The sequence below is a fragment of the Janthinobacterium sp. 13 genome (assembly GCF_002749695.1).
Taxonomy (GTDB): domain Bacteria; phylum Pseudomonadota; class Gammaproteobacteria; order Burkholderiales; family Burkholderiaceae_D; genus Janthinobacterium; species Janthinobacterium kumbetense.
The window spans coordinates 3,144,134-3,169,422 of sequence record NZ_PEEQ01000001.1 but is presented as its reverse complement, the minus strand read 5'-3'; the positions used below and the strand labels follow the sequence as shown (position 1 = coordinate 3,169,422).

The window sequence follows — 25,289 nt, the reverse complement described above, 5'->3', positions numbered from 1 at the left end:
GCGCCGCCGCACGAGGTTAGCATGCCGGCGGGATCGCCGCCGGCATGGCCGCCTTACATGAACTTGTACTTCAGCTGGAACGACAGCGAACGGCCGCGCGGGTCGGCCACGCGCGGGTCCCAGCCGGCGCCCACCACTTCATCCACGTTGTGCGCGGTGAACGGTGGATCGCGGTCGAACAGGTTCTGGATGCCCACAGTGATGGTGGTATTTTTGAAGCCCGTGTAGGTGCCCGACAAGCTGTACGTCGTGTAACTGGACACATCGGATTTGAAACCTGGTGGCGGCGTCCCCTTGCCATCATTCGGTACCTGGTCCTTGTAGCCGGAAGCAAAACTCTGCACGAGCAAGCCGCTCCAGTCGCCGCGCGATACGCTGAAGCTGGCATTGTGTTTCCAGCGCAAGTACAAATCACGCGTGTAGAAGTTGCCAACCAGCTCCTTGTATTCTTGCCCCTTGTATTCGGCAAACTTGAAGCTGTCCATATACGTGCCGTCCAAGGTTGCCGCCCATTTCACGTCCTGGACCTTGCCTTCGCCGCGCAAGCTCACGTCCAGGCCGCGCACGCGGCTGCCGCCCGCATTGAACCAGCCCGCCTGTACATAATCGATGGTGCCATCGGATTTGCGGAAGATGTACTGGTTCAGCGCCTGGTAATTGGCCAGCACGACTTGCGGCGTGCGTTTGAGGAGCTGGTCCTGGGTATTGATGGCCCAGTAATCGAACGAGGCGGAGTAACCCTTGACCGGTTCGATGACGATACCGACGCTGCCCTGCTTCGACGTTTCCGGCTTCAGGTTCAGGTTGCCGCCCGTCGTGTAGCTGAGACGATCGATGCTGCAATATTCCTTCACGCCGGGATGCTTGATACAGCCTTCCGGATCTTTCACACCATTCGGCAATTCCTGCGTCAATACACCTGAATAGAGCTGGTCGAAACTCGGTGCCAGGAAGCCCTTGCTGGCCGAGGCGCGGAACAGGACGAAGTCGGCTGGCTGGTAACGCAAGGCAATCTTGGGATTCGTGGTGGCGCCCACCTGGCTGTAATCGTCACGACGCACGGCCAGTTGCATTTCCAGGTCTTTCATGATGGGTACCAGCAACTCGGCATACACGGCCTTGACGTTGCGGCTGACATCCTTCAAGGCGGCATTTCCTGGCGCCAATAGAATCAGGTTGGCATCGACATCCTGTTCAAAACTGTAGCCCTCGCGGCGCAAATCAAAGCCGGCGGCCATTGCCACGGCACCAGCCGGCAGCTGGAACAGTTCGCCCGAAACGGAACCGTCGATCTGCGTCAGGGTCGTCTTGCCGTGCTGGAAGTCACCACGGAACTTGGTCGATTCGATCAATTGCTTGGCCGCTTCCGTCTGGCTTTGGCCTGCGCCCACCCAGGGATTGATGATCCCTGTCCCCAAGGCCGCATATAACTTGTCCGTGTAGGAATAGCCATCGGTCAGCTTGGTCTTGGTGGTGCTCTGTGCGTAGGAAACGCCGGTCTTGTAATCCCACTTGCCGAAGTTGCCTTCAAAACCCAGCAGCACGCGGGCATTGTCGGTCGTGTTTTCCTGCGTGCGGTTACCGATCTCATTGGCGCGCCATTTGTAGGCAATCGGCTTGGTATTGTCGAACGTGGGAATATAGGCCGACAAATCCTGGTAATACGCGCCGCCCACCGGATACACGCCCTTGTTGGCGATGCTCGTCTGCACCTGCATCGGCGTCAGGATCGCCGTGGCCTTGGTGCGCGAACCGAGCACTTCGACAAACATGCGGTGGTCGGGCGCTAGCTGGACAGTTCCACGCGACAAGAAATTGACCCGTTCCACAGGGAATTGCAGCACATAGTCGGCGCCATAGTCGTAGGCGCACGAATATTTGGTGCGCAGCGGCGAGGTCACGTCTTTCCACAGTGCCGTCTGGTACTGCGACATGCCGGCGATGCTGTCGCACTTGCCCTGGAAGCTCAGGGGATTGGCTTGCAGATACACCGTCGGGTCGCCAGGCAAGGTGTAACCGCCAATAAACTTCGCCGGGTCCTTAGGATCAGGATTGGGGATTTGCAGTGCCGTGCCCGGTCCCGACACCTGGTTGGCAAACGGCGTGCCCGTGGTGTCGGGCGACAGGCCGCGGCCCGGCTGGAAACCGTTGACGAAGGAACGGTCGCTGCCGTTCAGGCGCTGCGCCTTGTCGACGGTCAGGCTGGCCATGATGTTGTAGCGGTCCTCTTCCAGCGAGCCCGTGCCGGCCAGCAGCGAAGCGCGGCGCGTGGCGCCGCCGCCTGCCTGCGTATCGTTGGTGGAAACGGATGCTTCCACGCCGCTGTAATTGGTTTTCAGAATGAAATTGATCACGCCGCCGATGGCGTCCGTGCCGTAGATGGCCGAGGCGCCATCCTTGAGGATTTCCACGCGTGAAATTGCGCCCAGTGGGATCGAATTCAAGTCGACGGCACGGCCACTGGCACCATGCGTGGCCACGCGGCGGCCGTTCAGCAGTACCAAGGTTGCGCCCGGCCCCAGCCCGCGCAGCGAGGCGAACGAGGCGCCACCGGCAAGACGGTCGGCGTCGGCGCCGAACACGTTATTGCCCGAAGTCATGTTCTCGGCACCCGTGCCATTCGCCGACAGGGTGCGCACCAGTTGCTCGGCCGTCGTGATGCCCTGTTTTTCCATCTGCTCAAAGGTGATGACTTGCACCGGCAACGCGCCTTCCTTGGCCACCCGCTTGATGCTGCTGCCCGTCACTTCGACCCGTTGCATCGCTGGCGCCGCCGCTTCCTGTGCCATCACCGGTCCCACCACCCCCATCAATGCCACCAATTGCGCTAGCTTCTTCAATTTCACGGGTCTCTCCTTTATTTGGGCAATCGAAACTTGAGTTCTCAAGTCAGGCTGTTTTTTTCACGTCGCAACTGTCTGTCTCGCAGTACATTTTTTTATGACATTTGCGCATGACTTTATTTGTTTTCATTTTCAGAGTAGCGCGATGCATCCGGGCCCAGCCAATGAAAAATGCTTTCCTAACCATAACTTTTTGGAATGAATGCCCTTTTCAGCGACATGGTCACTTGCCTGCGGGGCTAGCCCTGGTTTTATCCACGTCCAGATAGCGCCAGGACGTGAATTCCACGGGGTGGCGCCTGTAGTTTTTTAGCCACGGTTGCTGCAGGTCGGCAGAGATGGGATGCGTCAGCAACACCCACGGCGTATAAGCGTGGATCAGCTGAAACAGGTCGAAGTACAGACTGCGTCGGCGCGGCGTATCGGATAGCAGGCGCGCCTCCTCATAGCGTTTATTGTAATCGGGCAAGTTGAAGCGGGCATAGTTGGCGCGGCCAACGTTGCCGCCGTACAACAATTGCATAAAGTTATCGCCGTCGGGGAAGTCGGCGATCCAGTTGGTCTCGAACATCTGCACCTTGCCCAGGCGCGAGGCCTTGATGATTTCCGTCTTCTTGTCGCTTTTAAACTCCACGCGCACGCCGATGGCGTTCAGGTTGCGGCGCCACAATTCATCGCGCAAGCGTCCCACCGTGCTCGGTTCCGTATGCATGGTCAAGATCAGGGGCGTACCGTCCGGCTGCGTGCGGAAACCGTCGGCGCCCATCTTGTAGCCGAAGCGGTCCAGCAAGGCGCGCGCCAGCGCGGGATCGTAGCCGACGGGGCTGCGGTACTGCTTGTCGTAGCCGAGCACATTCGGCGGCAGCGGCGACTGCGCCGGCAAGGCCAGTCCTTTTTTCAGCAGCGCGATGTCTTCGCGGCCGTTGTAGCTGAGGGCGATGGCGCGCCGCAGGGCCAGCTTGTCCTTGCTCATGCCGCCCAGCACGGGGTCGTCCATGTTCATCCACATGTAATACGTTTGCAGCACGGGAAAGCGCGTCAGCTGCAAGCCCTTGGCGGCCAATGCCGGTTTCAGCGCGCCGTTTTCCAGCACCATGTCCGTCATCGATTCCGGCACTTGCTCCAGGTAATCGAATTCGCCCTTCAAAAAACCCAGCATGCGCGATTGATATTCCTCAACGATGCGCACCTCGATGCGCTCGACCAGCGGCAAGCGCTGGCCTTCCAGCGCGGTGGCGATGGCGCGCGCATCGACCGGCAAGGCGGCCAACGCCTTGGCATTCGTATGGAACACGGTGGCACGGAAAGTCGGGTTGGCCTGCAGCACGATCTTGTCGCTGCGCTTCCACTCCTTCACGAGGAACGGCCCCGTGCCCACGGGGTGGTTGCCGATCTGCCCTGCCGCCGGGTACGCCTCGGCCACTTCGCGCGCCACCACGGCTGTCGCCGGCATGGCCAGGTAAAACAGGAAGTTCGGATCGACACCGTTCAAGCGGATGCGCAAGGTGTATTTGTCCAGCGCCTGCAAGCCGGCGATCGGCGTGTCGTAGCTGAATTTGGTTTTCAAGGCCGCATCGCCCACCAGCTTGTCTTCCAGCAAGAACAGCCACGGCGACTTCAGGCTGGGGTCATACAACCGCGTCAAGCTGTAGACGTAATCCTGCGCCGTCACTTCGCGCGGCTGGCCCTTGAAAGCGGGATCTTGTGTGAAGAAAATGCCGGGCTGCAAGTGAAAGGTGTATGTGCGCCCGCCCTCTTCCACCGTCGGCATGCCGCGCGCCGTATTGCCCTGCAGTTGCACGGGGCGCGCCAGGTAGTCATAGCGCAGCAGCGGATCGAAGATGTTTTCCATCAAGTTCAGGCTGGCCAGATCGGACGCCACGGCCGGGTCCAGGCCCGTCTCGCTGGTGCTCAAAAACAAGTGCAGGGTCTTGTTCGCGCGGGCCGTGCTGGGGGACGCAGCATCGGCGGCGTGGGCCGGTACGTTCAACAGCGTCAACAGGGCCAGGCTGGCGGCGCAGGCGGTTTTGCGTAAAAACATCATCAGTGATCCAGTGCAGACAAGGTAACGAACAGCGATTAGCGACAGGCATCCCCCACACTACGCGGGCAAGCTACGGGGCGCCAATGAAAACAGGCTGCCAGCTTATAACTTTTTGGCATGCGATTGCTGCATTCTTTCATCAACTCGTATCGGGCTGCCCCTATACTTTGTTTGCAGACATTTTTTACTCCCGACACACAGAACTGATCGCATATGGCACTTAATTACATCTGGTCCGGCTTTTTCCTCGTTGGCTTCCTGGCCGCAGTGCTGCAGTGGCTGTTTCTCGGCGATACCGATATCTTCAAGCGCATCATCGATGGCACCTTCGAGACGGCGCGCATGGGCGTGATGGATATCGCCCTGCCGCTGGCCGGCGTGATGACCTTGTGGCTCGGCATCATGAACATCGGCGAAAAAGCCGGCATCGTCGGCTGGCTGGCGAAAGTGATCGCGCCCTTCTTTTCGCGCATCTTCCCGGAAATTCCGAAAGACCATCCGGCCACGGGCCACATGGTGATGAATTTCTCGGCCAACCTGCTGGGCCTGGACAATGCGGCCACGCCGTTCGGTTTAAAAGCCATGGAAAGCCTGCAAACCTTGAACCCGAACAAGGAAGAGGCGACGAATGCGCAAATCATGTTCCTGGTGCTGCACACCTCGGGCCTGACCCTGATTCCGCTGGCCATCATGGCGCAGCGCTCCATCCTCGGCGCGGCCGACCCGTCCGACATCTTTATCCCCTGCATGATCGCCACCTATGTGGCCACCATGGTCGGCATCATCACCGTGTCGATCAAGCAACGCATCAACTTGCTCAACAGGGTCGTGCTGGGCTGGATGGGCGGCATGACGAGCGCCATCGTCGCCATGATCTGGTATTTCACGCAATATCTGACGAAACAGGAAATCGAGCTGGTCTCGAAGGTGGTCAGCAACCTGGTATTGATCAGCGTCATCGCCATCTTCATCATCGGCGCCCTGCGCAAGAAGGTGAATGTGTATGACGCCTTCATCGAAGGGGCAAAAGGCGGCATCCAGACGTCGATCACCGTGATTCCCTATCTGGTCGGCATGCTGGTGGCCATCAGCGTGATCCGCAACGCGGGCGTGTTCAATTTCCTGATGAGCGGCATGAACTGGTTCTTCGCCAACCTGGGCATCAATACGGACTTCGTGCCCGCCTTGCCGACGGCCATGATGAAGCCACTCAGCGGTTCCGGCTCGAAAGCCATGATGATCGACGCCATGAATACCTACGGCGTCGACTCGTTCGTCGGCCGCCTGGCCTGCGTCTTCCAGGGTTCGGCCGACACCACCTTCTATATCGTGGCCCTGTATTTCGGTTCCGTCGGCATCCGCAAGACGCGCTATGCGATCACGGCCGGCCTGATCGCGGATCTGGCTGGCGTGATCACCGCCGTCTTCGTTGCCTACGTCTTTTTCCACTAAGGAGCACCATGTTACGTCCTGTTCTGATGGCTGCGCTGTTGGCGGGTCTGGGCCTGTCGACCGCCCATGCGCAATTGCCCGAATCCGTCAGCCTGCTGCTGCGCAGCGCGAATATCCCGGAAGACGCCATGGGCGCCATCGTCTTGCGCGGCAACACCACCGTGCTGTCGCATGGGGCCGAACGCAGCATGCAGCCCGCGTCCACCATGAAGCTGGTGACGACGGCCGTGGGCCTGGAGCAGCTCGGTCCCATCTTCCGCGGCCGCACGGAGCTGCGCACCAGTGCCGACGTCATCAATGGCGTGCTGAAGGGCGACTTGATCCTGCGCGGCGGCGCCGACACGGATTTCAATGCGGACGTGCTCGCGCACATGCTGCAAACCCTGCGCAACCAGGGCATCGTCAAAATCAAGGGCGATCTGATTCTCGACCGCCAGCTGTTCCAGCCGGCCCGGCCCGACATCGGCGCGGCGCCCTTCGACGAGTCGGCCGAGTTCCGCTACAACGTCATCCCCGATGCCTTATTGCTGAACACCAATCTGATCGATATCAACATCAGTGCGACGGAGCGGCAATTGAGCTTCCAGATGCAGCCGCCGCTCGAGAATGTCAGCATCACGAGCGACATGAAACTGGTCAAGGGCAGTTGCGCCAAGTGGGAAGATGGCTGGCGCCCGCCCGAATACCGGCGCGATGCGAGCGGCAAGCTGCAGGTGATACTGCATGGCACCTTCCCGCAGAATTGCAGCAAGGCCACCAGCATCAATGTGCTCGATCGCAACGATTATGCGGACCGCTTGTTCCGTGCCACCTGGAAACGCCTCGGGGGCACGATCACGGGCACGGTGCGCGAAGCACCGGGCACGGGCTTGCCGCCGACGGCCGAACCGGTTGGCACGCGCATGCTGGCCGACCACGTGGCGCGCGCCTTGCCGGAAGTCTTGCGCGATATCAACAAGACCTCCGATAACACCCTCGCCCGCACCCTGTTCCTGAGCCTGGGCAGTTTGCAAAGCGATGGCTGGCTGGGCAGCCGCCCCGTCGCCATGGCGGCGCCGGAAGATACGGCCAGCCGGGCGCGGCAAGTCATCCAGGAATGGTTCCAGCGGCACCATATCGACACCCAGGGCATGCTGGTCGACAACGGTTCCGGCTTGTCGCGCACGGGACGCATTGCGCCTGCGCAAATGGCCGGCGTCTTGCAGGCGATGCAGCAAAGCCCATGGGCGCCCGAGTTCCAGTCCAGCCTGCCCATCGTGGCGCTGGACGGCACCATGCGCAAGCGCCTGTTGAACAGCCCGGCCGCCGCGCGGGCCCGCATCAAGACGGGCACCTTGAAAAATGTCGTGGCCATCGCCGGCTACGTGCCCGACGCCAACAACCAGCAATGCGTGGTGGTCGCCATGATCAATAGCGACCTGGTGGGTAACGGCAATGGCCGCGCGGCCGTCGATGCGCTGATCGAGTGGGTCGCCAGGAGCGGCGCCACGCCGGCAGTCGCCGGACAATAGGGCCGCCAGGTGAACTAGTCCCGCGACGTGCCCGGTGCACTGGCAAAAGCCAGGCGCAGCACGTACGCGGCGACGGCGCCGATCAGCAAGACGGTCACCAGCGAACCTTCCACGCCGAAGGCGCCGCCGGTCAGCACGGCATTGCCAGCCAGTTCGCCGCGCAGCAGACCATCCGTGGCCGCATGGCCCGATACGGTCGAGGAAAATACCTGGCCGACGCAATAATTCCAGCCGATATGCGTGCCGATACACACCCACAGCCGGCGCGTCTGCATATACAACGCCGCCTGCAGCACGCCATACGCGACAAGCGCGATGATCGCCAGCAGCGAAAAGCCGGCATTGGGCAAATGGGCCAGGGCAAATACCAGGGATGAGATCACGATGGCAGCCTTGTTGCCCAGCGCACGTGCCGTCACGCCGAACAGGATGCCGCGAAACATCATCTCCTCGGCCATGCCGACCAGCACCAGTTCGGCCAGAGGGAGCAGCAACAAGACGCTCAGGGCGTTGACGCCGCTAAACTGATACACGCCCAGCGCAGCCAGCACACCGAAGGTCAGGGCGACCAGCCCGGTGCCGAACAGCAATCCACGTCCCAGTTCCCCCGCCATGCCCGGTATTGCCAGTTCAGTCGGCTGGCGTTTTTCGATGTGCCTCACATAGAAGCGGTAGCCAAACCACACCAGTACCGCCGCCAGCAACTGCGGCCACAGGATGCGGTAAGGCTTTTCCACCAGCTGGGAAGCGAGACCCATCACCAGCGGTACAGCGGCAAAGGTGAGAACCATCCCCAGCACGATCTGCACCAGGGGATAGGCCATCAGGCGCGCCAGGGGGGATTTCTTCGTTGCCATGCTCAGGGTGCTGTCCATCATCGCTTTCCTCGTGGGTTGTCAGGGAGTGGCTGCTACTTTCTTTCTTGTTTCATGTAGCGATAGTAACAGCATTTATATAAGCACTTATGTAAATATCGAAGGATGTTGTATTTTATGCACCCGTGGTGAATGAACGAAAGCGGGAGGGGGAACAGCAAGGAAGCGCCAGACGAAAAAAACCCCGCCATTGCTGACGGGGTTTTTCTCTACTGCGAATAACAAGCCTGACGATAACCTACTTTCACACTGGTTGCAGCACTATCATCGGCGCAAAGTTGTTTCACGGTCCTGTTCGGGATGGGAAGGGGTGGGACCAACTTGCTATGGTCATCAGGCATAACTTGTACTGGCGTTTGTCCTCGATGGAGCGACAAAGCCTGAATCTGGAAGAAGCAAAGATTGGGGTAATGAATAGTTGTATCAACACACACGCAACGTTGTACCGTCTTATCCTCTGTACCTGCTAAGGTTATAGGGACAAGCCGTACGGGCAATTAGTACTGGTTAGCTTAATGCATTACTGCACTTCCACACCCAGCCTATCAACGTCCTGGTCTCGAACGACCCTTCAAAGAGCTCAAGGCTCTGGGAAATCTCATCTCAAGGCAAGTTTCCCGCTTAGATGCTTTCAGCGGTTATCTCTTCCGAACTTAGCTACCCGGCAATGCCACTGGCGTGACAACCGGTACACCAGAGGTTCGTCCACTCCGGTCCTCTCGTACTAGGAGCAGCCCCCTTCAAATTTCCAACGCCCACGGCAGATAGGGACCAAACTGTCTCACGACGTTTTAAACCCAGCTCACGTACCACTTTAAATGGCGAACAGCCATACCCTTGGGACCGGCTACAGCCCCAGGATGTGATGAGCCGACATCGAGGTGCCAAACTCCCCCGTCGATATGAACTCTTGGGAGGAATCAGCCTGTTATCCCCAGAGTACCTTTTATCCGTTGAGCGATGGCCCTTCCATACAGAACCACCGGATCACTATGTCCTACTTTCGTACCTGCTCGACTTGTCAGTCTCGCAGTTAAGCACGCTTATGCCATTGCACTATCAACACGATGTCCGACCGTATCTAGCGTACCTTCGAACTCCTCCGTTACACTTTAGGAGGAGACCGCCCCAGTCAAACTGCCTACCATGCACTGTCCCCGATCCGGATAACGGACCAAGGTTAGAACCTCAAACAAACCAGGGTGGTATTTCAAGGTTGGCTCCACGAGAACTAGCGTCCCCGCTTCAAAGCCTCCCACCTATCCTACACAGATTGGTTCAAAGTCCAATGCAAAGCTACAGTAAAGGTTCATGGGGTCTTTCCGTCTAGCCGCGGGTAGATTGCATCATCACAAACATTTCAACTTCGCTGAGTCTCGGGAGGAGACAGTGTGGCCATCGTTACGCCATTCGTGCAGGTCGGAACTTACCCGACAAGGAATTTCGCTACCTTAGGACCGTTATAGTTACGGCCGCCGTTTACTGGGACTTCAATCAAGAGCTTGCACCCCATCATTTAATCTTCCAGCACCGGGCAGGCGTCACACCCTATACGTCCACTTTCGTGTTTGCAGAGTGCTGTGTTTTTATTAAACAGTCGCAGCCACCAGTTTATTGCAACCCTTTCACCCTCATGGAGTAAACCAATCAAGCTACCGGGGCGTACCTTTTCCCGAAGTTACGGTACCAATTTGCCGAGTTCCTTCTCCCGAGTTCTCTCAAGCGCCTTAGAATACTCATCTCGCCCACCTGTGTCGGTTTGCGGTACGGTCTCGTATGACTGAAGCTTAGAGGCTTTTCTTGGAACCACTTCCGATTGCTTCGTGAATAAATTCACTCGTCTCAACCCCTTGAATTCCGCGCCCGGATTTGCCTAAGCGCCTTCTATGAGCCAAAAACCAACTATTCCAACAGTTGGACAACCTTCCGCGATCCGTCCCCCCATCGCATCATACGACGGTGCAGGAATATTAACCTGCTTCCCATCAGCTACGCATCTCTGCCTCGCCTTAGGGGCCGACTCACCCTGCTCCGATGAACGTTGAACAGGAAACCTTGGGCTTACGGCGTGGAGGCTTTTCACCCCCATTATCGCTACTCATGTCAGCATTCGCACTTCTGATACCTCCAGCATCCTTTACAAGACACCTTCGCAGGCTTACAGAACGCTCTCCTACCATATATATCTGTGATAAATCACAGAACAATATCCGCAGCTTCGGTGACTGGCTTAGCCCCGTTACATCTTCCGCGCAGGACGACTCGATCAGTGAGCTATTACGCTTTCTTTAAATGATGGCTGCTTCTAAGCCAACATCCTGACTGTTTTAGCCTTCCCACTTCGTTTTCCACTTAGCCAATCTTTGGGACCTTAGCTGGCGGTCTGGGTTGTTTCCCTCTTGACGCCGGACGTTAGCACCCGACGTCTGTCTCCCAAGCTCGCACTCATCGGTATTCGGAGTTTGCAATGGTTTGGTAAGTCGCAATGACCCCCTAGCCATAACAGTGCTCTACCCCCGATGGTGATACTTGAGGCACTACCTAAATAGTTTTCGGAGAGAACCAGCTATTTCCAAGTTTGTTTAGCCTTTCACCCCTACCCACAGCTCATCCCCTAATTTTTCAACATTAGTGGGTTCGGACCTCCAGGGCGTGTTACCGCACCTTCATCCTGGCCATGAGTAGATCACTTGGTTTCGGGTCTACACCCAGCGACTGATCGCCCTATTCGGACTCGATTTCTCTACGGCTTCCCTATCTGGTTAACCTTGCCACTGAATGTAAGTCGCTGACCCATTATACAAAAGGTACGCAGTCACGGAACAAGTCCGCTCCTACTGTTTGTATGCACACGGTTTCAGGATCTATTTCACTCCCCTTCCGGGGTTCTTTTCGCCTTTCCCTCACGGTACTGGTTCACTATCGGTCGATTACGAGTATTTAGCCTTGGAGGATGGTCCCCCCATATTCAGACAGGATGTCACGTGTCCCGCCCTACTTGTCGTACGCTTAGTACCACCGGTCCGATTTCACATACGGGGCTATCACCCACTATGGCTCCTATTTCCAGAGGATTCTGTTATCGGTCCGACTATCACGTACAGGCTCTTCCCATTTCGCTCGCCGCTACTTTGGGAATCTCGGTTGATTTCTTTTCCTGCAGCTACTTAGATGTTTCAGTTCGCCGCGTTCGCCTTGCATACCTATGTATTCAGTATGCAATACCCTAAAAGGGTGGGTTGCCCCATTCGGAAATCTGCGGATCAAAGTGTGTTTGCTCACTCCCCGCAGCTTATCGCAAGCTACTACGTCCTTCATCGCCTGTAATCGCCAAGGCATCCACCATGTGCACTTATTCGCTTGTCCCTATAACGTTAGCCTCTGATTACCTAAATAATCAAAGAGCGCTACAGGGATAAGAAAGTACAACGTTGTTGCTTGTTTGTTGATACATACAATCATTACCCATCGATTTACCTTTTACGGCAAACCGATCAATAAATAATCTTTACTTCTTCCAGATTGTTAAAGAACGAAACAGCTTTGATCGCTAAAAGATCAAACCTAAACCCGGGTCTATTTGACCGGCTTACGTTTGCACTTTCGAGTAAAACTTTGGTGGAGGATGACGGGATCGAACCGACGACCCCCTGCTTGCAAAGCAGGTGCTCTCCCAGCTGAGCTAATCCCCCGGGAATGTGTACTGGTAGGGCTGGTTGGACTCGAACCAACGACCCCCGCGTTATCAACACGGTGCTCTAACCAGCTGAGCTACAGCCCCAACGCGGTGCTACTACGACTACTGTTTCTTCTCTTACTAACAGCCGATAAGTGTGAACATTTGATGCGTGAATCATTACTGATTCGTGCAAACTCTAGAAAGGAGGTGATCCAGCCGCACCTTCCGATACGGCTACCTTGTTACGACTTCACCCCAGTCACGAATCCTACCGTGGTAAGCGCCCTCCTTGCGGTTAAGCTACCTACTTCTGGTAAAACCCGCTCCCATGGTGTGACGGGCGGTGTGTACAAGACCCGGGAACGTATTCACCGCGACATGCTGATCCGCGATTACTAGCGATTCCAACTTCATGCAGTCGAGTTGCAGACTACAATCCGGACTACGATACACTTTCTGCGATTAGCTCCCCCTCGCGGGTTGGCGGCGCTCTGTATGTACCATTGTATGACGTGTGAAGCCCTACCCATAAGGGCCATGAGGACTTGACGTCATCCCCACCTTCCTCCGGTTTGTCACCGGCAGTCTCATTAGAGTGCCCTTTCGTAGCAACTAATGACAAGGGTTGCGCTCGTTGCGGGACTTAACCCAACATCTCACGACACGAGCTGACGACAGCCATGCAGCACCTGTGTACTGGCTCTCTTTCGAGCACTCCCCAATCTCTCGGGGATTCCAGCCATGTCAAGGGTAGGTAAGGTTTTTCGCGTTGCATCGAATTAATCCACATCATCCACCGCTTGTGCGGGTCCCCGTCAATTCCTTTGAGTTTTAATCTTGCGACCGTACTCCCCAGGCGGTCTACTTCACGCGTTAGCTGCGTTACCAAGTCAATTAAGACCCGACAACTAGTAGACATCGTTTAGGGCGTGGACTACCAGGGTATCTAATCCTGTTTGCTCCCCACGCTTTCGTGCATGAGCGTCAATCTTGACCCAGGGGGCTGCCTTCGCCATCGGTGTTCCTCCACATATCTACGCATTTCACTGCTACACGTGGAATTCTACCCCCCTCTGCCAGATTCTAGCCTTGCAGTCTCCAATGCAATTCCCAGGTTGAGCCCGGGGATTTCACATCAGACTTACAAAACCGCCTGCGCACGCTTTACGCCCAGTAATTCCGATTAACGCTTGCACCCTACGTATTACCGCGGCTGCTGGCACGTAGTTAGCCGGTGCTTATTCTTCAGGTACCGTCATTAGCAAGAGATATTAGCTCTCACCGTTTCTTCCCTGACAAAAGAGCTTTACAACCCGAAGGCCTTCTTCACTCACGCGGCATTGCTGGATCAGGCTTTCGCCCATTGTCCAAAATTCCCCACTGCTGCCTCCCGTAGGAGTCTGGACCGTGTCTCAGTTCCAGTGTGGCTGGTCGTCCTCTCAGACCAGCTACTGATCGATGCCTTGGTAGGCTTTTACCCTACCAACTAGCTAATCAGATATCGGCCGCTCCACGAGCATGAGGTCTTGCGATCCCCCACTTTCATCCTTAGATCGTATGCGGTATTAGCGTAACTTTCGCTACGTTATCCCCCACTCTAGGGTACGTTCCGATATATTACTCACCCGTTCGCCACTCGCCACCAGAGCAAGCTCCGTGCTGCCGTTCGACTTGCATGTGTAAGGCATGCCGCCAGCGTTCAATCTGAGCCAGGATCAAACTCTTCAGTTTAATCTCTGTTACTTTGCCGTTTTACCGGCACCGTTATTTCTAACGGGTCGCTCACTCAAAAAACTGACAGGCCACTACTTGCGTAGCGCCTATTTCATTATTTCTTGTGAACATTTGATATTTTAAGTATTACAGCAATCCGAAGATCGCTGCTGCACTTACATCAAATGTCCACACTTATCGACTGTTAATTGTTAAAGAACTGTATTCGGTACTGCTTTCGCGCTATCGACAAAGCGTTGTGTTTGTCAGCTGCGAAGAAGAAAGAGTATGAAGCATTTCGCTAAATCCGTCAACCTTCTTTTTACTACCCTCACCGTTTCCAGTGATCCCGTTGTTTCGCAAACTGCGGCGTCTCATTGGGGAGGCGAACTATAGCAAAGCTATACGTAGGCAGCAAGGTTTATTCTAAGAAAGTGTGAAATTTGTTTATGCGATGTCATACCGCTATCAAATTGGCCAAGCAACACCATTCGGAATGCCCTGCTGGCCATTGACGCTTGCCTATTAATGAGCGGATTCACCGGCAGCTGCACCAGGTCGGCGCCGGCCAGGCGAGGAGAGCAGCCTTGATAAGGGATAAAGCATAGCTTGACGACTGCATTTCCAGTAATACCTGGAGAGTAAATCGCCAGACGAAAAAAAACCCCGCCATTTCTGACGGGGTTTTTCTCTACTGCGAATAACAAGCCTGACGATAACCTACTTTCACACTGGTTGCAGCACTATCATCGGCGCAAAGTTGTTTCACGGTCCTGTTCGGGATGGGAAGGGGTGGGACCAACTTGCTATGGTCATCAGGCATAACTTGTACTGGCGTTTGTCCTCAATGGAGCGACAAAGCCTGAATCTGGAAGAAGCAAAGATCGGGGTAATGACTGGTTGTATCAACACACACGCAACGTTGTACCGTCTTATCCTCTGTACCTGCTAAGGTTATAGGGACAAGCCGTACGGGCAATTAGTACTGGTTAGCTTAATGCATTACTGCACTTCCACACCCAGCCTATCAACGTCCTGGTCTCGAACGACCCTTCAAAGAGCTCAAGGCTCTGGGAAATCTCATCTCAAGGCAAGTTTCCCGCTTAGATGCTTTCAGCGGTTATCTCTTCCGAACTTAGCTACCCGGCAATGCCACTGGCGTGACAACCGGTACACCAGAGGTTCGTCCACTCCGGTCCTCTCGTACTAGGAGCAGCCCCCTTCAAATTTCCAACGCCCACGGCAGATAGGGACCAAACTGTCTCACGACGTTTTAAACCCAGCTCACGTACCACTTTAAATGGCGAACAGCCATACCCTTGGGACCGGCTACAGCCCCAGGATGTGATGAGCCGACATCGAGGTGCCAAACTCCCCCGTCGATATGAACTCTTGGGAGGAATCAGCCTGTTATCCCCAGAGTACCTTTTATCCGTTGAGCGATGGCCCTTCCATACAGAACCACCGGATCACTATGTCCTACTTTCGTACCTGCTCGACTTGTCAGTCTCGCAGTTAAGCACGCTTATGCCATTGCACTATCAACACGATGTCCGACCGTATCTAGCGTACCTTCGAACTCCTCCGTTACACTTTAGGAGGAGACCGCCCCAGTCAAACTGCCTACCATGCACTGTCCCCGATCCGGATAACGGACCAAGGTTAGAACCTCAAACAAACCAGGGTGGTATTTCAAGGTTGGCTCCACGAGAACTAGCGTCCCCGCTTCAAAGCCTCCCACCTATCCTACACAGATTGGTTCAAAGTCCAATGCAAAGCTACAGTAAAGGTTCATGGGGTCTTTCCGTCTAGCCGCGGGTAGATTGCATCATCACAAACATTTCAACTTCGCTGAGTCTCGGGAGGAGACAGTGTGGCCATCGTTACGCCATTCGTGCAGGTCGGAACTTACCCGACAAGGAATTTCGCTACCTTAGGACCGTTATAGTTACGGCCGCCGTTTACTGGGACTTCAATCAAGAGCTTGCACCCCATCATTTAATCTTCCAGCACCGGGCAGGCGTCACACCCTATACGTCCACTTTCGTGTTTGCAGAGTGCTGTGTTTTTATTAAACAGTCGCAGCCACCAGTTTATTGCAACCCTTTCACCCTCATGGAGTAAACCAATCAAGCTACCGGGGCGTACCTTTTCCCGAAGTTACGGTACCAATTTGCCGAGTTCCTTCTCCCGAGTTCTCTCAAGCGCCTTAGAATACTCATCTCGCCCACCTGTGTCGGTTTGCGGTACGGTCTCGTATGACTGAAGCTTAGAGGCTTTTCTTGGAACCACTTCCGATTGCTTCGTGAATAAATTCACTCGTCTCAACCCCTTGAATTCCGCGCCCGGATTTGCCTAAGCGCCTTCTATGAGCCAAAAACCAACTATTCCAACAGTTGGACAACCTTCCGCGATCCGTCCCCCCATCGCATCATACGACGGTGCAGGAATATTAACCTGCTTCCCATCAGCTACGCATCTCTGCCTCGCCTTAGGGGCCGACTCACCCTGCTCCGATGAACGTTGAACAGGAAACCTTGGGCTTACGGCGTGGAGGCTTTTCACCCCCATTATCGCTACTCATGTCAGCATTCGCACTTCTGATACCTCCAGCATCCTTTACAAGACACCTTCGCAGGCTTACAGAACGCTCTCCTACCATATATATTGCTATATATCCGCAGCTTCGGTGACTGGCTTAGCCCCGTTACATCTTCCGCGCAGGACGACTCGATCAGTGAGCTATTACGCTTTCTTTAAATGATGGCTGCTTCTAAGCCAACATCCTGACTGTTTTAGCCTTCCCACTTCGTTTTCCACTTAGCCAATCTTTGGGACCTTAGCTGGCGGTCTGGGTTGTTTCCCTCTTGACGCCGGACGTTAGCACCCGACGTCTGTCTCCCAAGCTCGCACTCATCGGTATTCGGAGTTTGCAATGGTTTGGTAAGTCGCAATGACCCCCTAGCCATAACAGTGCTCTACCCCCGATGGTGATACTTGAGGCACTACCTAAATAGTTTTCGGAGAGAACCAGCTATTTCCAAGTTTGTTTAGCCTTTCACCCCTACCCACAGCTCATCCCCTAATTTTTCAACATTAGTGGGTTCGGACCTCCAGGGCGTGTTACCGCACCTTCATCCTGGCCATGAGTAGATCACTTGGTTTCGGGTCTACACCCAGCGACTGATCGCCCTATTCGGACTCGATTTCTCTACGGCTTCCCTATCTGGTTAACCTTGCCACTGAATGTAAGTCGCTGACCCATTATACAAAAGGTACGCAGTCACGGAACAAGTCCGCTCCTACTGTTTGTATGCACACGGTTTCAGGATCTATTTCACTCCCCTTCCGGGGTTCTTTTCGCCTTTCCCTCACGGTACTGGTTCACTATCGGTCGATTACGAGTATTTAGCCTTGGAGGATGGTCCCCCCATATTCAGACAGGATGTCACGTGTCCCGCCCTACTTGTCGTACGCTTAGTACCACCGGTCCGATTTCACATACGGGGCTATCACCCGCTATGGCTCCTATTTCCAGAGGATTCTGTTATCGGTCCGACTATCACGTACAGGCTCTTCCCATTTCGCTCGCCGCTACTTTGGGAATCTCGGTTGATTTCTTTTCCTGCAGCTACTTAGATGTTTCAGTTCGCCGCGTTCGCCTTGCATACCTATGTATTCAGTATGCAATACCCTAAAAGGGTGGGTTGCCCCATTCGGAAATCTGCGGATCAAAGTGTGTTTGCTCACTCCCCGCAGCTTATCGCAAGCTACTACGTCCTTCATCGCCTGTAATCGCCAAGGCATCCACCATGTGCACTTATTCGCTTGTCCCTATAACGTTAGCCTCTTCATTCTTTCAAATGAAAAGAGCGCTACAGGGATAAGAAAGTACAACGTTGTTGCTTGTTTGTTGATACATACAATCATTACCCATCGATTTACCTTTTACGGCAAACCGATCAATAAATAATCTTTACTTCTTCCAGATTGTTAAAGAACGAAACAGCTTTGATCGCTAAAAGATCAAACCTAAACCACAGTCTTGTTGACCGGCTTACGTTTGCACTTTCGAGTAAAACTTGGTGGAGGATGACGGGATCGAACCGACGACCCCCTGCTTGCAAAGCAGGTGCTCTCCCAGCTGAGCTAATCCCCCTGAGATACTACTAATTAGCTGGTAGGGCTGGTTGGACTCGAACCAACGACCCCCGCGTTATCAACACGGTGCTCTAACCAGCTGAGCTACAGCCCCAACGCGGAACTACTACGACTACTGTTTCTTCTTAATTAAACAGCCGATAAGTGTGAACATTTGATGCGTGAACCAGTTACCTGATTCGTGCAAACTCTAGAAAGGAGGTGATCCAGCCGCACCTTCCGATACGGCTACCTTGTTACGACTTCACCCCAGTCACGAATCCTACCGTGGTAAGCGCCCTCCTTGCGGTTAAGCTACCTACTTCTGGTAAAACCCGCTCCCATGGTGTGACGGGCGGTGTGTACAAGACCCGGGAACGTATTCACCGCGACATGCTGATCCGCGATTACTAGCGATTCCAACTTCATGCAGTCGAGTTGCAGACTACAATCCGGACTACGATACACTTTCTGCGATTAGCTCCCCCTCGCGGGTTGGCGGCGCTCTGTATGTACCATTGTATGACGTGTGAAGCCCTACCCATAAGGGCCATGAGGACTTGACGTCATCCCCACCTTCCTCCGGTTTGTCACCGGCAGTCTCATTAGAGTGCCCTTTCGTAGCAACTAATGACAAGGGTTGCGCTCGTTGCGGGACTTAACCCAACATCTCACGACACGAGCTGACGACAGCCATGCAGCACCTGTGTACTGGTTCTCTTTCGAGCACTCCCCAATCTCTCGGGGATTCCAGCCATGTCAAGGGTAGGTAAGGTTTTTCGCGTTGCATCGAATTAATCCACATCATCCACCGCTTGTGCGGGTCCCCGTCAATTCCTTTGAGTTTTAATCTTGCGACCGTACTCCCCAGGCGGTCTACTTCACGCGTTAGCTGCGTTACCAAGTCAATTAAGACCCGACAACTAGTAGACATCGTTTAGGGCGTGGACTACCAGGGTATCTAATCCTGTTTGCTCCCCACGCTTTCGTGCATGAGCGTCAATCTTGACCCAGGGGGCTGCCTTCGCCATCGGTGTTCCTCCACATATCTACGCATTTCACTGCTACACGTGGAATTCTACCCCCCTCTGCCAGATTCTAGCCTTGCAGTCTCCAATGCAATTCCCAGGTTGAGCCCGGGGATTTCACATCAGACTTACAAAACCGCCTGCGCACGCTTTACGCCCAGTAATTCCGATTAACGCTTGCACCCTACGTATTACCGCGGCTGCTGGCACGTAGTTAGCCGGTGCTTATTCTTCAGGTACCGTCATTAGCAAGAGATATTAGCTCTCACCGTTTCTTCCCTGACAAAAGAGCTTTACAACCCGAAGGCCTTCTTCACTCACGCGGCATTGCTGGATCAGGCTTTCGCCCATTGTCCAAAATTCCCCACTGCTGCCTCCCGTAGGAGTCTGGACCGTGTCTCAGTTCCAGTGTGGCTGGTCGTCCTCTCAGACCAGCTACTGATCGATGCCTTGGTAGGCTTTTACCCTACCAACTAGCTAATCAGATATCGGCCGCTCCACGAGCATGAGGTCTTGCGATCCCCCACTTTCATCCTTAGATCGTATGCGGTATTAGCGTAACTTTCGCTACGTTATCCCCCACTCTAGGGTACGTTCCGATATATTACTCACCCGTTCGCCACTCGCCACCAGAGCAAGCTCCGTGCTGCCGTTCGACTTGCATGTGTAAGGCATGCCGCCAGCGTTCAATCTGAGCCAGGATCAAACTCTTCAGTTTAATCTCTGTTACTTTGCCGTTTTACCGGCACCATCATTGCTGATGGGTCGCTCACTCAAAAAACTGACAGGCTACTTCCGAAGAAGTATCCTATTTCATTATTTCTTGTGAACATTTGATATATTTTAAGTATTACGCCAATCCGAAGATTGACGCTGCACCTACATCAAATGCCCACACTTATCGACTGTTAATTGTTAAAGAACTGTATTCGGTACTGCTTTCGCGCTATCGACAAAGCGTTGTGTTTGTCAGCTGCGAAGAAGGAAGAGTATGAAGCATTTCAGCACAATCGTCAACACCTTCTTTTCTACTACCCAGCCCCGGAAGGCTGTCCCTTTTGTGCCGCAAACCAGTGCGTCTCATTGGGGAGGCGAACTATAGCAAAGCGCCCCGGGAGTAGCAAGGCTTTTCCGGGGTATTTGCGGCCAACTGCTACAATTTCGCCCCCTCAGCGCACATTCGCGTCCATCCATAGAAGATTCACCATGAAACAACAAGCTCAAGGATCAGGCCTGACCCTGAAACGAGCTGGCTTTACCACTGGCTTCGGCGTGCTCGCCGCCACCCTCGGTTCCGCAGTCGGTCTCGGCAATATCTGGAAGTTCCCCTATCTGACGGGTGCCAATGGCGGCGCCGGCTTCCTGCTCATCTATTTACTCGCCACCTTATTAGTAGGGTTGCCCGTGATGATCGCGGAAATCACCCTGGGACGCCGCGCCAAGGTCAACCCGATCTCGACCATGGAACAGCTGGCGCCGAAGGGCAAGCCCTGGTGGCTGGTCGGCGTCATCGGCATGGTGGCCGCCTTCCTGATCGTGGCGTTTTACTCGGAAGTGGTGGGCTGGGTGTTTGCCTATATCGCCAAAGCCATCGACGGTTCCATCCTCAGCAGCGACAAGCTGGTGACGGAAGCAGCCTTCGCCTCCCTGATCAGCAATCCTTGGCAATCGCTGTTGTGGCAATGGGGCGTGCTGCTGTTTATCGGCGGCATCTTGATGCTGGGCGTGACCAAAGGCATCGAAGCGATCGCCAAGAAACTGATGCCGCTGCTGTTCCTGCTGCTGTTGCTGCTCTGCGCGGTCAGCCTGTCGCTCGATAAAGCGGGCGAAGGCCTGGCTTTCCTGTTCCGTCCCGATTTTTCCAAACTGACGGCGTCCGTCGTGCTGACGGCCATGGGCCTGGCCTTCTTTAAATTGTCTGTCGGCATGGGCACGATGATGACCTACGGCAGCTATTTCCGCGATGACCAGAATATCCCCGTGACCACCTTGCGCGTGATGGCGGCCGACCTTGGTGTATCTATGCTGGCCGGCATCGCCATCTTCCCCGCCGTGTTCACGTTTGGTTTCGCTCCCAGTGCGGGGCCGTCGCTGGTGTTCATCACGATTCCTGCCGTGTTTTCGCAAATTCCCATGGGGCAAGCCCTGATGGTGGTGTTCTTCATCCTGGCCGCCGTGGCCGCCACGGGCGCGATGCTGTCGCTGATGGAAGTGCCCGTGGTGATTTTCCATGAACGCTTTGGCTGGGCGCGCACCAAGGCCACCGTCGTGACCATGCTGCTGCTGGCCGTGCTCGGTTCCGTGTGCGCCCTCAGTAACAGCACCCTGGCGGACTTCAAGTTATTCGATTTGAATATGTTTGATCTGTTCGACTTTGTCTCGTCGAATATCTTCCTGCCCGTGGGCGGCATCGCGATTGCCTTGTTTACAGGCTGGGCCTGGGGCAAGCAGCATTTCATCGAGGCGATCAGCAATCACGGCCAGTTGCAGAATCAAACCTTGGCGCATGTGCTGCTGTTCCTGCTGCGCTTTGTCTCGCCCGTATTGATCCTGATCGTGATGCTGAAGGGATTAAAGGTCTTTTAATCAGAGTACCCGGGTGTAGGTCTGGCGCACCAGCACCCGGTCGCCGCAATCGAAATGCCACCATTCGCTGTTGATGCCAAAGAAGCCCGCCTGGAACATGGCGTCGCGCAACAATCGGCGATGTGCCACCTGCTCCTGCGTAATTTCCCCCTTTTCCAGCAAAACCAACTCCAGCGCCGGGTGCGAGCGCTCACTCAGATCGTCAAAGCCTGTCCCCATATCCAGTTCCCGCCCATCCGGCCCAACGATGGTGATGTCGAGCGCCATGCCGAACGAGTGGATGGAGCCGCGCGACGGTTCGGCGATATAGCCAAGCAACTCCGTACCCTGCAACGCGTCCCACAATTGCTGCTGCACCCGCTGCGGGCGCAAGGCGTCGAGCACCAATAAATGATGATCGGGGCGCCGCGCGGCCAGCCACTCCACGGCCCGCTCCAGCGCGGCGGCCGCATCGCGGTGCAGCCAGGCGCAATCGATGGGGCTGTATAAGTCGCGGCCGACGAAATTGTCGGGCGTGGCATAGCGCAAGTCGACGGCGATGCCGGCGATGCTGCTCAGGTGGCGAAATTGCGGATCGTTGCCAACCACTTCCAATTGTAAACTTGCAACAGACATCAGACTCCTCTTTCCAGGCAATTACGCGCGGCCACGCCGATGCTATCGGCCAGGCGCCGCGCGCCATGCGACAGCGGCGAGTGGCTCGCCGTCAATAAATACAGTTGGATGGGAATAGCTGGCGCCCAGGGGCGGCGCTGCAGGCGCTCGGGCGAGCCGGAGGCGGCCGTAAACGGGTCGACCACGGCCATGCCGGCGCCCGCTTCCACCAGGGAACGGGCAATTTGATAGGTCTGCACCACGGTGGAAAACACGGGGTGAATGTCCTGCGCTTCGCAGGCGGCCACCACCAGTTCGCCCAGCGGATCGTTGTCGGCATGGCCGATCAGCTCGCCATTCAAGCCATGCGCCGTCAAGGGCGTGCCGCAATCGGCCGCATGCCAGGTGCCGGTGGGCGCGATCACCGTCATGACGCCATGCGCGAGCGGTTCGGCCACGATGCCCGGATGCCGCGGGTCTTGCAGGGACACGGCCAGGTCCGCTTCGCCGAGACGCAAGGTGTTGACGATCTCGCCCGTGTGGTGGGTAGCCAGCTGGCAACGCGTGTGGGGAAAGTCGCGCCGCCACTCCGTCATGGCGAACGGCAAGACGCTGATGGCGATCGTCGGCGTGGACACGAGGCGGATGGTTTCCACCGCATGGCCCTTCAGGCTGGCAGCCAGGCGACGGATGCCCAATAAATCGCGGTTGAGCTTTTCCGTCTCGACAAACAGGCGGTGCGCTTCCGGTTTCGGGTACAGCTTGCCCCGCACGCGCTCGAACAGCGGCATGCCCAGTTGCAATTCGCAGTGTTGCAAGACCTTGGTCACGGCCGGCTGCGAGATATGCAGCACCTGGGCGGCGCCGCTGATGGTGCCAACTTGCATGATGGCATGAAACACTTCGATATGACGCAACCGCATGAGCTATTCCTTTACCTTGCCGTGGCCGCCAGGGCCGTCAATGTTCAGCATATAAGAAAAAGTCATGGGCTGGAACGGTCATGCTACTTTGTTGCAACAGCCGGGGACGGCGTCGTCAGCACTTCCAGCAAGGCCGCCGTTTCGCCATCGGGCGTGCCATCGAACAGCTTGTTGCGGTATTTCATCTGGAAAGCGATCAGCACATTGCGCGTCGCTTCGTCGAACACGCCCGTAGTCGGCGTCGCATAACCGTGCTGGGCCAGCTTTTTCTGGAACCAGACGGCATCCGGCACTTGCTGCTCAAAAATGAGGCGCTGCGCGGCGACACGATTCGCATCGGGCCAGGCGATCAGGCCCGCATCGGCCAGCTGGCGCCAAGGGAACAATGGGCCCGGATCCTGCTTGCGCTGGGGGGCGATCTCGTTGTGGCCGAGGATATTTTCCGGCGCGATGTTGTAGCGGGCCTGGATGTCTTTCAACAGGGGAATCAGTTCATCGATCTGTGCCTGGGGAAACGGATACCAGAGGCGGCCTTCCGGCGTATCTTTGTAACCTGGGTTGACGATCTCGATGCCGATCGAGCTGACATTCAACTGTGTATAAGTCTTCCAGTTACTCACACCCGCGTGATTGGCCTGGCGCGACTCGTCGACCAGCACGTAAAACTTCGGCTTGTCCGTGTCCGTCAACAAGTAATGGCTGCTGACCACTTGTTCCGTCAGGATCTTGATCGAGCGGGGCAGATCGCTGACCGTGTAATGGATGACGATGAATTTCACGCGCGGGCTCTGGCTGCGCGCCGTCAAGCTGTGGTCGAGGTGCGGCGCGGGCGTGGTACAGGCGGAGAGCAGGGCCACCAGCAGGGCGAGGGCGATTTTTTTCATGGAAGATCCGTATTCGGGTTAATAAAATGTTCAGTGCTGGCCTGTGTCTTGGCAGCCGTCTTGACGGCTATCCTGGCCGCCGCTTCATGTGGACGGGCAACTTTCTGTTCCAGCGTCAACGATACAGGCAAAGCGGCGCGCATGGCAGCCGCGATGGCCGGGTGCAACTGCGCCGCGCGGCCCGCCAGCACGACGGGACGCGTACCATGGCGCGCCGTCAGGGCCAGCGCCAGGCGCGCCAATTCCTGTCCCGCGCGCTGCAAGATGTCCAGCGCCAGCGGATCGGCATCCGCACTGGCGGCCACGGCCAGCGCCAGCCGGCCGATGGCGCCCCGGTCCTGGCCATACATGAAGGCGCGCGACAGCGACCAGTCGCTGCCACCCAGTTGCGCAAACACGGCCTCGGCCATGGGAGACTCTTGCCAGCTGCCCGGCGCCTCGTCTTCGCGGCGCCAGATGTGGCGCAAGGCTTCGCGCGCGATCCAGTAGCCACCGCCGCCATCGTCAAGCAGCACGCCGCGCCCGCCTGCGCGGTGAAAGCCGCCATCCGCATCGATCCAGGCGGCAATCGAGCCCGTGCCAGCGTAGACCAGATAACCTTCGCCGGGTTCAAAACTGTCGCGATAAGCGATATCAATATCGTTGCCCAAGCGCACGTCGCCGGCGCCCAGCGCCAGCAACTCTGCCAGCATGGGCGCCAGCGCCGCATCGTCGCCGCCAAAACCCGTCAAGCCCGCCACCACGGCGCGGGGCTGGCCGACGGCCAGCACGGCCTGGCACAGCCGGGAGAACGTGGCGTGCACGGCTGCGCGGCCCGCATCGCTGCTCATTTGCAAGGCAGACAAGCCTTCCACGACGCCGTCGGCCACGATGGCGCCGTCCCCGTTGGCCAGGGCCCAGCGCGTCTGCGTGCCGCCCGCGTCGATGCCCAGCCCGAGCACGGCAGTATCAATATGGGTTGCAGGGGAGAAAATCATGGCATGAGTGTAAAGCCAAGCGGAGCTTGCAGGCATGAAA

Annotated in this window: 10 protein-coding genes, 4 tRNA genes and 6 rRNA genes; 3 read left to right on the top strand and 17 right to left on the bottom strand. The window is 56.2% G+C overall.

All coding sequences use genetic code 11. The features are described 5' to 3' along the window. Window positions 1-53 precede the first annotated feature (53 nt). A complete protein-coding gene (locus CLU94_RS13990; RefSeq protein WP_257218803.1) occupies window positions 54-2,846 on the bottom strand; it encodes a TonB-dependent receptor in 2,793 nt (930 codons plus the stop codon). Window positions 2,847-3,066: 220 nt separating this feature from the next. Next, window positions 3,067-4,884, bottom strand: a complete 1,818-nt coding sequence (locus tag CLU94_RS13985) for an ABC transporter substrate-binding protein (RefSeq protein ID WP_099668305.1) — start codon at window positions 4,882-4,884, stop codon at window positions 3,067-3,069. A 216-nt stretch (window positions 4,885-5,100) separates the two neighbouring features. Between CLU94_RS13985 and CLU94_RS13980 the strand changes: the two genes are divergently transcribed. After that, window positions 5,101-6,339: a nucleoside recognition domain-containing protein gene (locus CLU94_RS13980; RefSeq protein WP_034753725.1), complete on the top strand. Its 1,239-nt coding sequence runs from the start codon at window positions 5,101-5,103 to the stop codon at window positions 6,337-6,339. A gap of 8 nt (window positions 6,340-6,347) precedes the next feature. Continuing rightward, window positions 6,348-7,850, top strand: a complete 1,503-nt coding sequence (dacB, locus tag CLU94_RS13975; RefSeq protein WP_099666054.1) for a D-alanyl-D-alanine carboxypeptidase/D-alanyl-D-alanine endopeptidase — start codon at window positions 6,348-6,350, stop codon at window positions 7,848-7,850. A gap of 14 nt (window positions 7,851-7,864) precedes the next feature. Here the strand turns inward: dacB and CLU94_RS13970 are convergent, their stop codons facing one another. The 11 genes from CLU94_RS13970 to CLU94_RS13920 all read right to left on the bottom strand — a co-directional run bounded on the left by CLU94_RS13970 (window position 7,865) and on the right by CLU94_RS13920 (window position 20,003). Beyond that, entirely contained in the window at window positions 7,865-8,728 is an 864-nt protein-coding gene (locus CLU94_RS13970) for a CPBP family intramembrane glutamic endopeptidase (RefSeq protein ID WP_257218802.1), read from the bottom strand. A 222-nt stretch (window positions 8,729-8,950) separates the two neighbouring features. Continuing rightward, window positions 8,951-9,063, bottom strand: a 5S ribosomal RNA gene (gene rrf / locus CLU94_RS13965). A 138-nt stretch (window positions 9,064-9,201) separates the two neighbouring features. Next, a 23S ribosomal RNA gene (locus CLU94_RS13960) occupies window positions 9,202-12,091 on the bottom strand. A 250-nt stretch (window positions 12,092-12,341) separates the two neighbouring features. After that, a tRNA-Ala gene (locus tag CLU94_RS13955) sits at window positions 12,342-12,417 on the bottom strand. 12 nt (window positions 12,418-12,429) lie between these two features. Next, window positions 12,430-12,506 (bottom strand) — tRNA-Ile (locus tag CLU94_RS13950). 98 nt (window positions 12,507-12,604) lie between these two features. Further along, window positions 12,605-14,135 (bottom strand): 16S ribosomal RNA (locus CLU94_RS13945). 689 nt (window positions 14,136-14,824) lie between these two features. Beyond that, a 5S ribosomal RNA gene (gene rrf, locus CLU94_RS13940) occupies window positions 14,825-14,937 on the bottom strand. Window positions 14,938-15,075: 138 nt separating this feature from the next. Further along, a 23S ribosomal RNA gene (locus tag CLU94_RS13935) occupies window positions 15,076-17,951 on the bottom strand. Window positions 17,952-18,200: 249 nt separating this feature from the next. Continuing rightward, window positions 18,201-18,276, bottom strand: a tRNA-Ala gene (locus tag CLU94_RS13930). Window positions 18,277-18,295: 19 nt separating this feature from the next. Further along, window positions 18,296-18,372: transfer RNA gene (locus tag CLU94_RS13925), tRNA-Ile, on the bottom strand. A 100-nt stretch (window positions 18,373-18,472) separates the two neighbouring features. Next, window positions 18,473-20,003, bottom strand: a 16S ribosomal RNA gene (locus CLU94_RS13920). Together the 16S, 23S and 5S rRNA genes with 4 tRNA genes alongside form the textbook arrangement of a ribosomal RNA operon. Window positions 20,004-20,491: 488 nt before the next feature. Here CLU94_RS13920 and CLU94_RS13915 point away from each other — a divergent pair. Continuing rightward, window positions 20,492-21,871: a sodium-dependent transporter gene (locus CLU94_RS13915; RefSeq protein WP_099666053.1), complete on the top strand. Its 1,380-nt coding sequence runs from the start codon at window positions 20,492-20,494 to the stop codon at window positions 21,869-21,871. On the opposite strand, the gene CLU94_RS13910 is transcribed toward CLU94_RS13915, so the two are convergent. The 4 genes from CLU94_RS13910 to CLU94_RS13895 all read right to left on the bottom strand — a co-directional run bounded on the left by CLU94_RS13910 (window position 21,872) and on the right by CLU94_RS13895 (window position 25,249). Continuing rightward, a complete protein-coding gene (locus CLU94_RS13910) occupies window positions 21,872-22,486 on the bottom strand; it encodes a M15 family metallopeptidase (protein ID WP_099666052.1) in 615 nt (204 codons plus the stop codon). Then, the gene (locus CLU94_RS13905) at window positions 22,486-23,388 is read right to left on the bottom strand and encodes a LysR family transcriptional regulator (protein WP_099666051.1); all 903 of its coding nucleotides are present in this window, start codon (window positions 23,386-23,388) and stop codon (window positions 22,486-22,488) included. Before CLU94_RS13905 ends, CLU94_RS13910 begins: the two co-directional genes overlap by 1 nt. 83 nt (window positions 23,389-23,471) lie before the next feature. Further along, window positions 23,472-24,272, bottom strand: a complete 801-nt coding sequence (locus tag CLU94_RS13900) for an N-acetylmuramoyl-L-alanine amidase (protein ID WP_099666050.1) — start codon at window positions 24,270-24,272, stop codon at window positions 23,472-23,474. Continuing rightward, on the bottom strand, window positions 24,269-25,249 hold the full coding sequence (locus CLU94_RS13895) for a BadF/BadG/BcrA/BcrD ATPase family protein (protein ID WP_257218801.1): 981 nt from the start codon (window positions 25,247-25,249) through the stop codon (window positions 24,269-24,271). The genes CLU94_RS13900 and CLU94_RS13895 overlap by 4 nt, the downstream gene beginning before the upstream one ends. Window positions 25,250-25,289: the final 40 nt, after the last annotated feature.

Bases quoted from the DNA above. Each gene is read 5' to 3' on its own strand.
- CLU94_RS13895 (WP_257218801.1), bottom strand. From the start codon at position 25,249: ATGATTTTCTCCCCTGCAACCCATATTGATACTGCCGTGCTCGGGCTG.
- CLU94_RS13915 (WP_099666053.1), top strand. From the start codon at position 20,492: ATGAAACAACAAGCTCAAGGATCAGGCCTGACCCTGAAACGAGCTGGC.
- CLU94_RS13980 (WP_034753725.1), top strand. From the start codon at position 5,101: ATGGCACTTAATTACATCTGGTCCGGCTTTTTCCTCGTTGGCTTCCTG.
- dacB (WP_099666054.1), top strand. From the start codon at position 6,348: ATGTTACGTCCTGTTCTGATGGCTGCGCTGTTGGCGGGTCTGGGCCTG.
- CLU94_RS13900 (WP_099666050.1), bottom strand. From the start codon at position 24,272: ATGAAAAAAATCGCCCTCGCCCTGCTGGTGGCCCTGCTCTCCGCCTGT.
- CLU94_RS13985 (WP_099668305.1), bottom strand. From the start codon at position 4,884: ATGTTTTTACGCAAAACCGCCTGCGCCGCCAGCCTGGCCCTGTTGACG.
- CLU94_RS13905 (WP_099666051.1), bottom strand. From the start codon at position 23,388: ATGCGGTTGCGTCATATCGAAGTGTTTCATGCCATCATGCAAGTTGGC.
- CLU94_RS13910 (WP_099666052.1), bottom strand. From the start codon at position 22,486: ATGTCTGTTGCAAGTTTACAATTGGAAGTGGTTGGCAACGATCCGCAA.
- CLU94_RS13970 (WP_257218802.1), bottom strand. From the start codon at position 8,728: ATGATGGACAGCACCCTGAGCATGGCAACGAAGAAATCCCCCCTGGCG.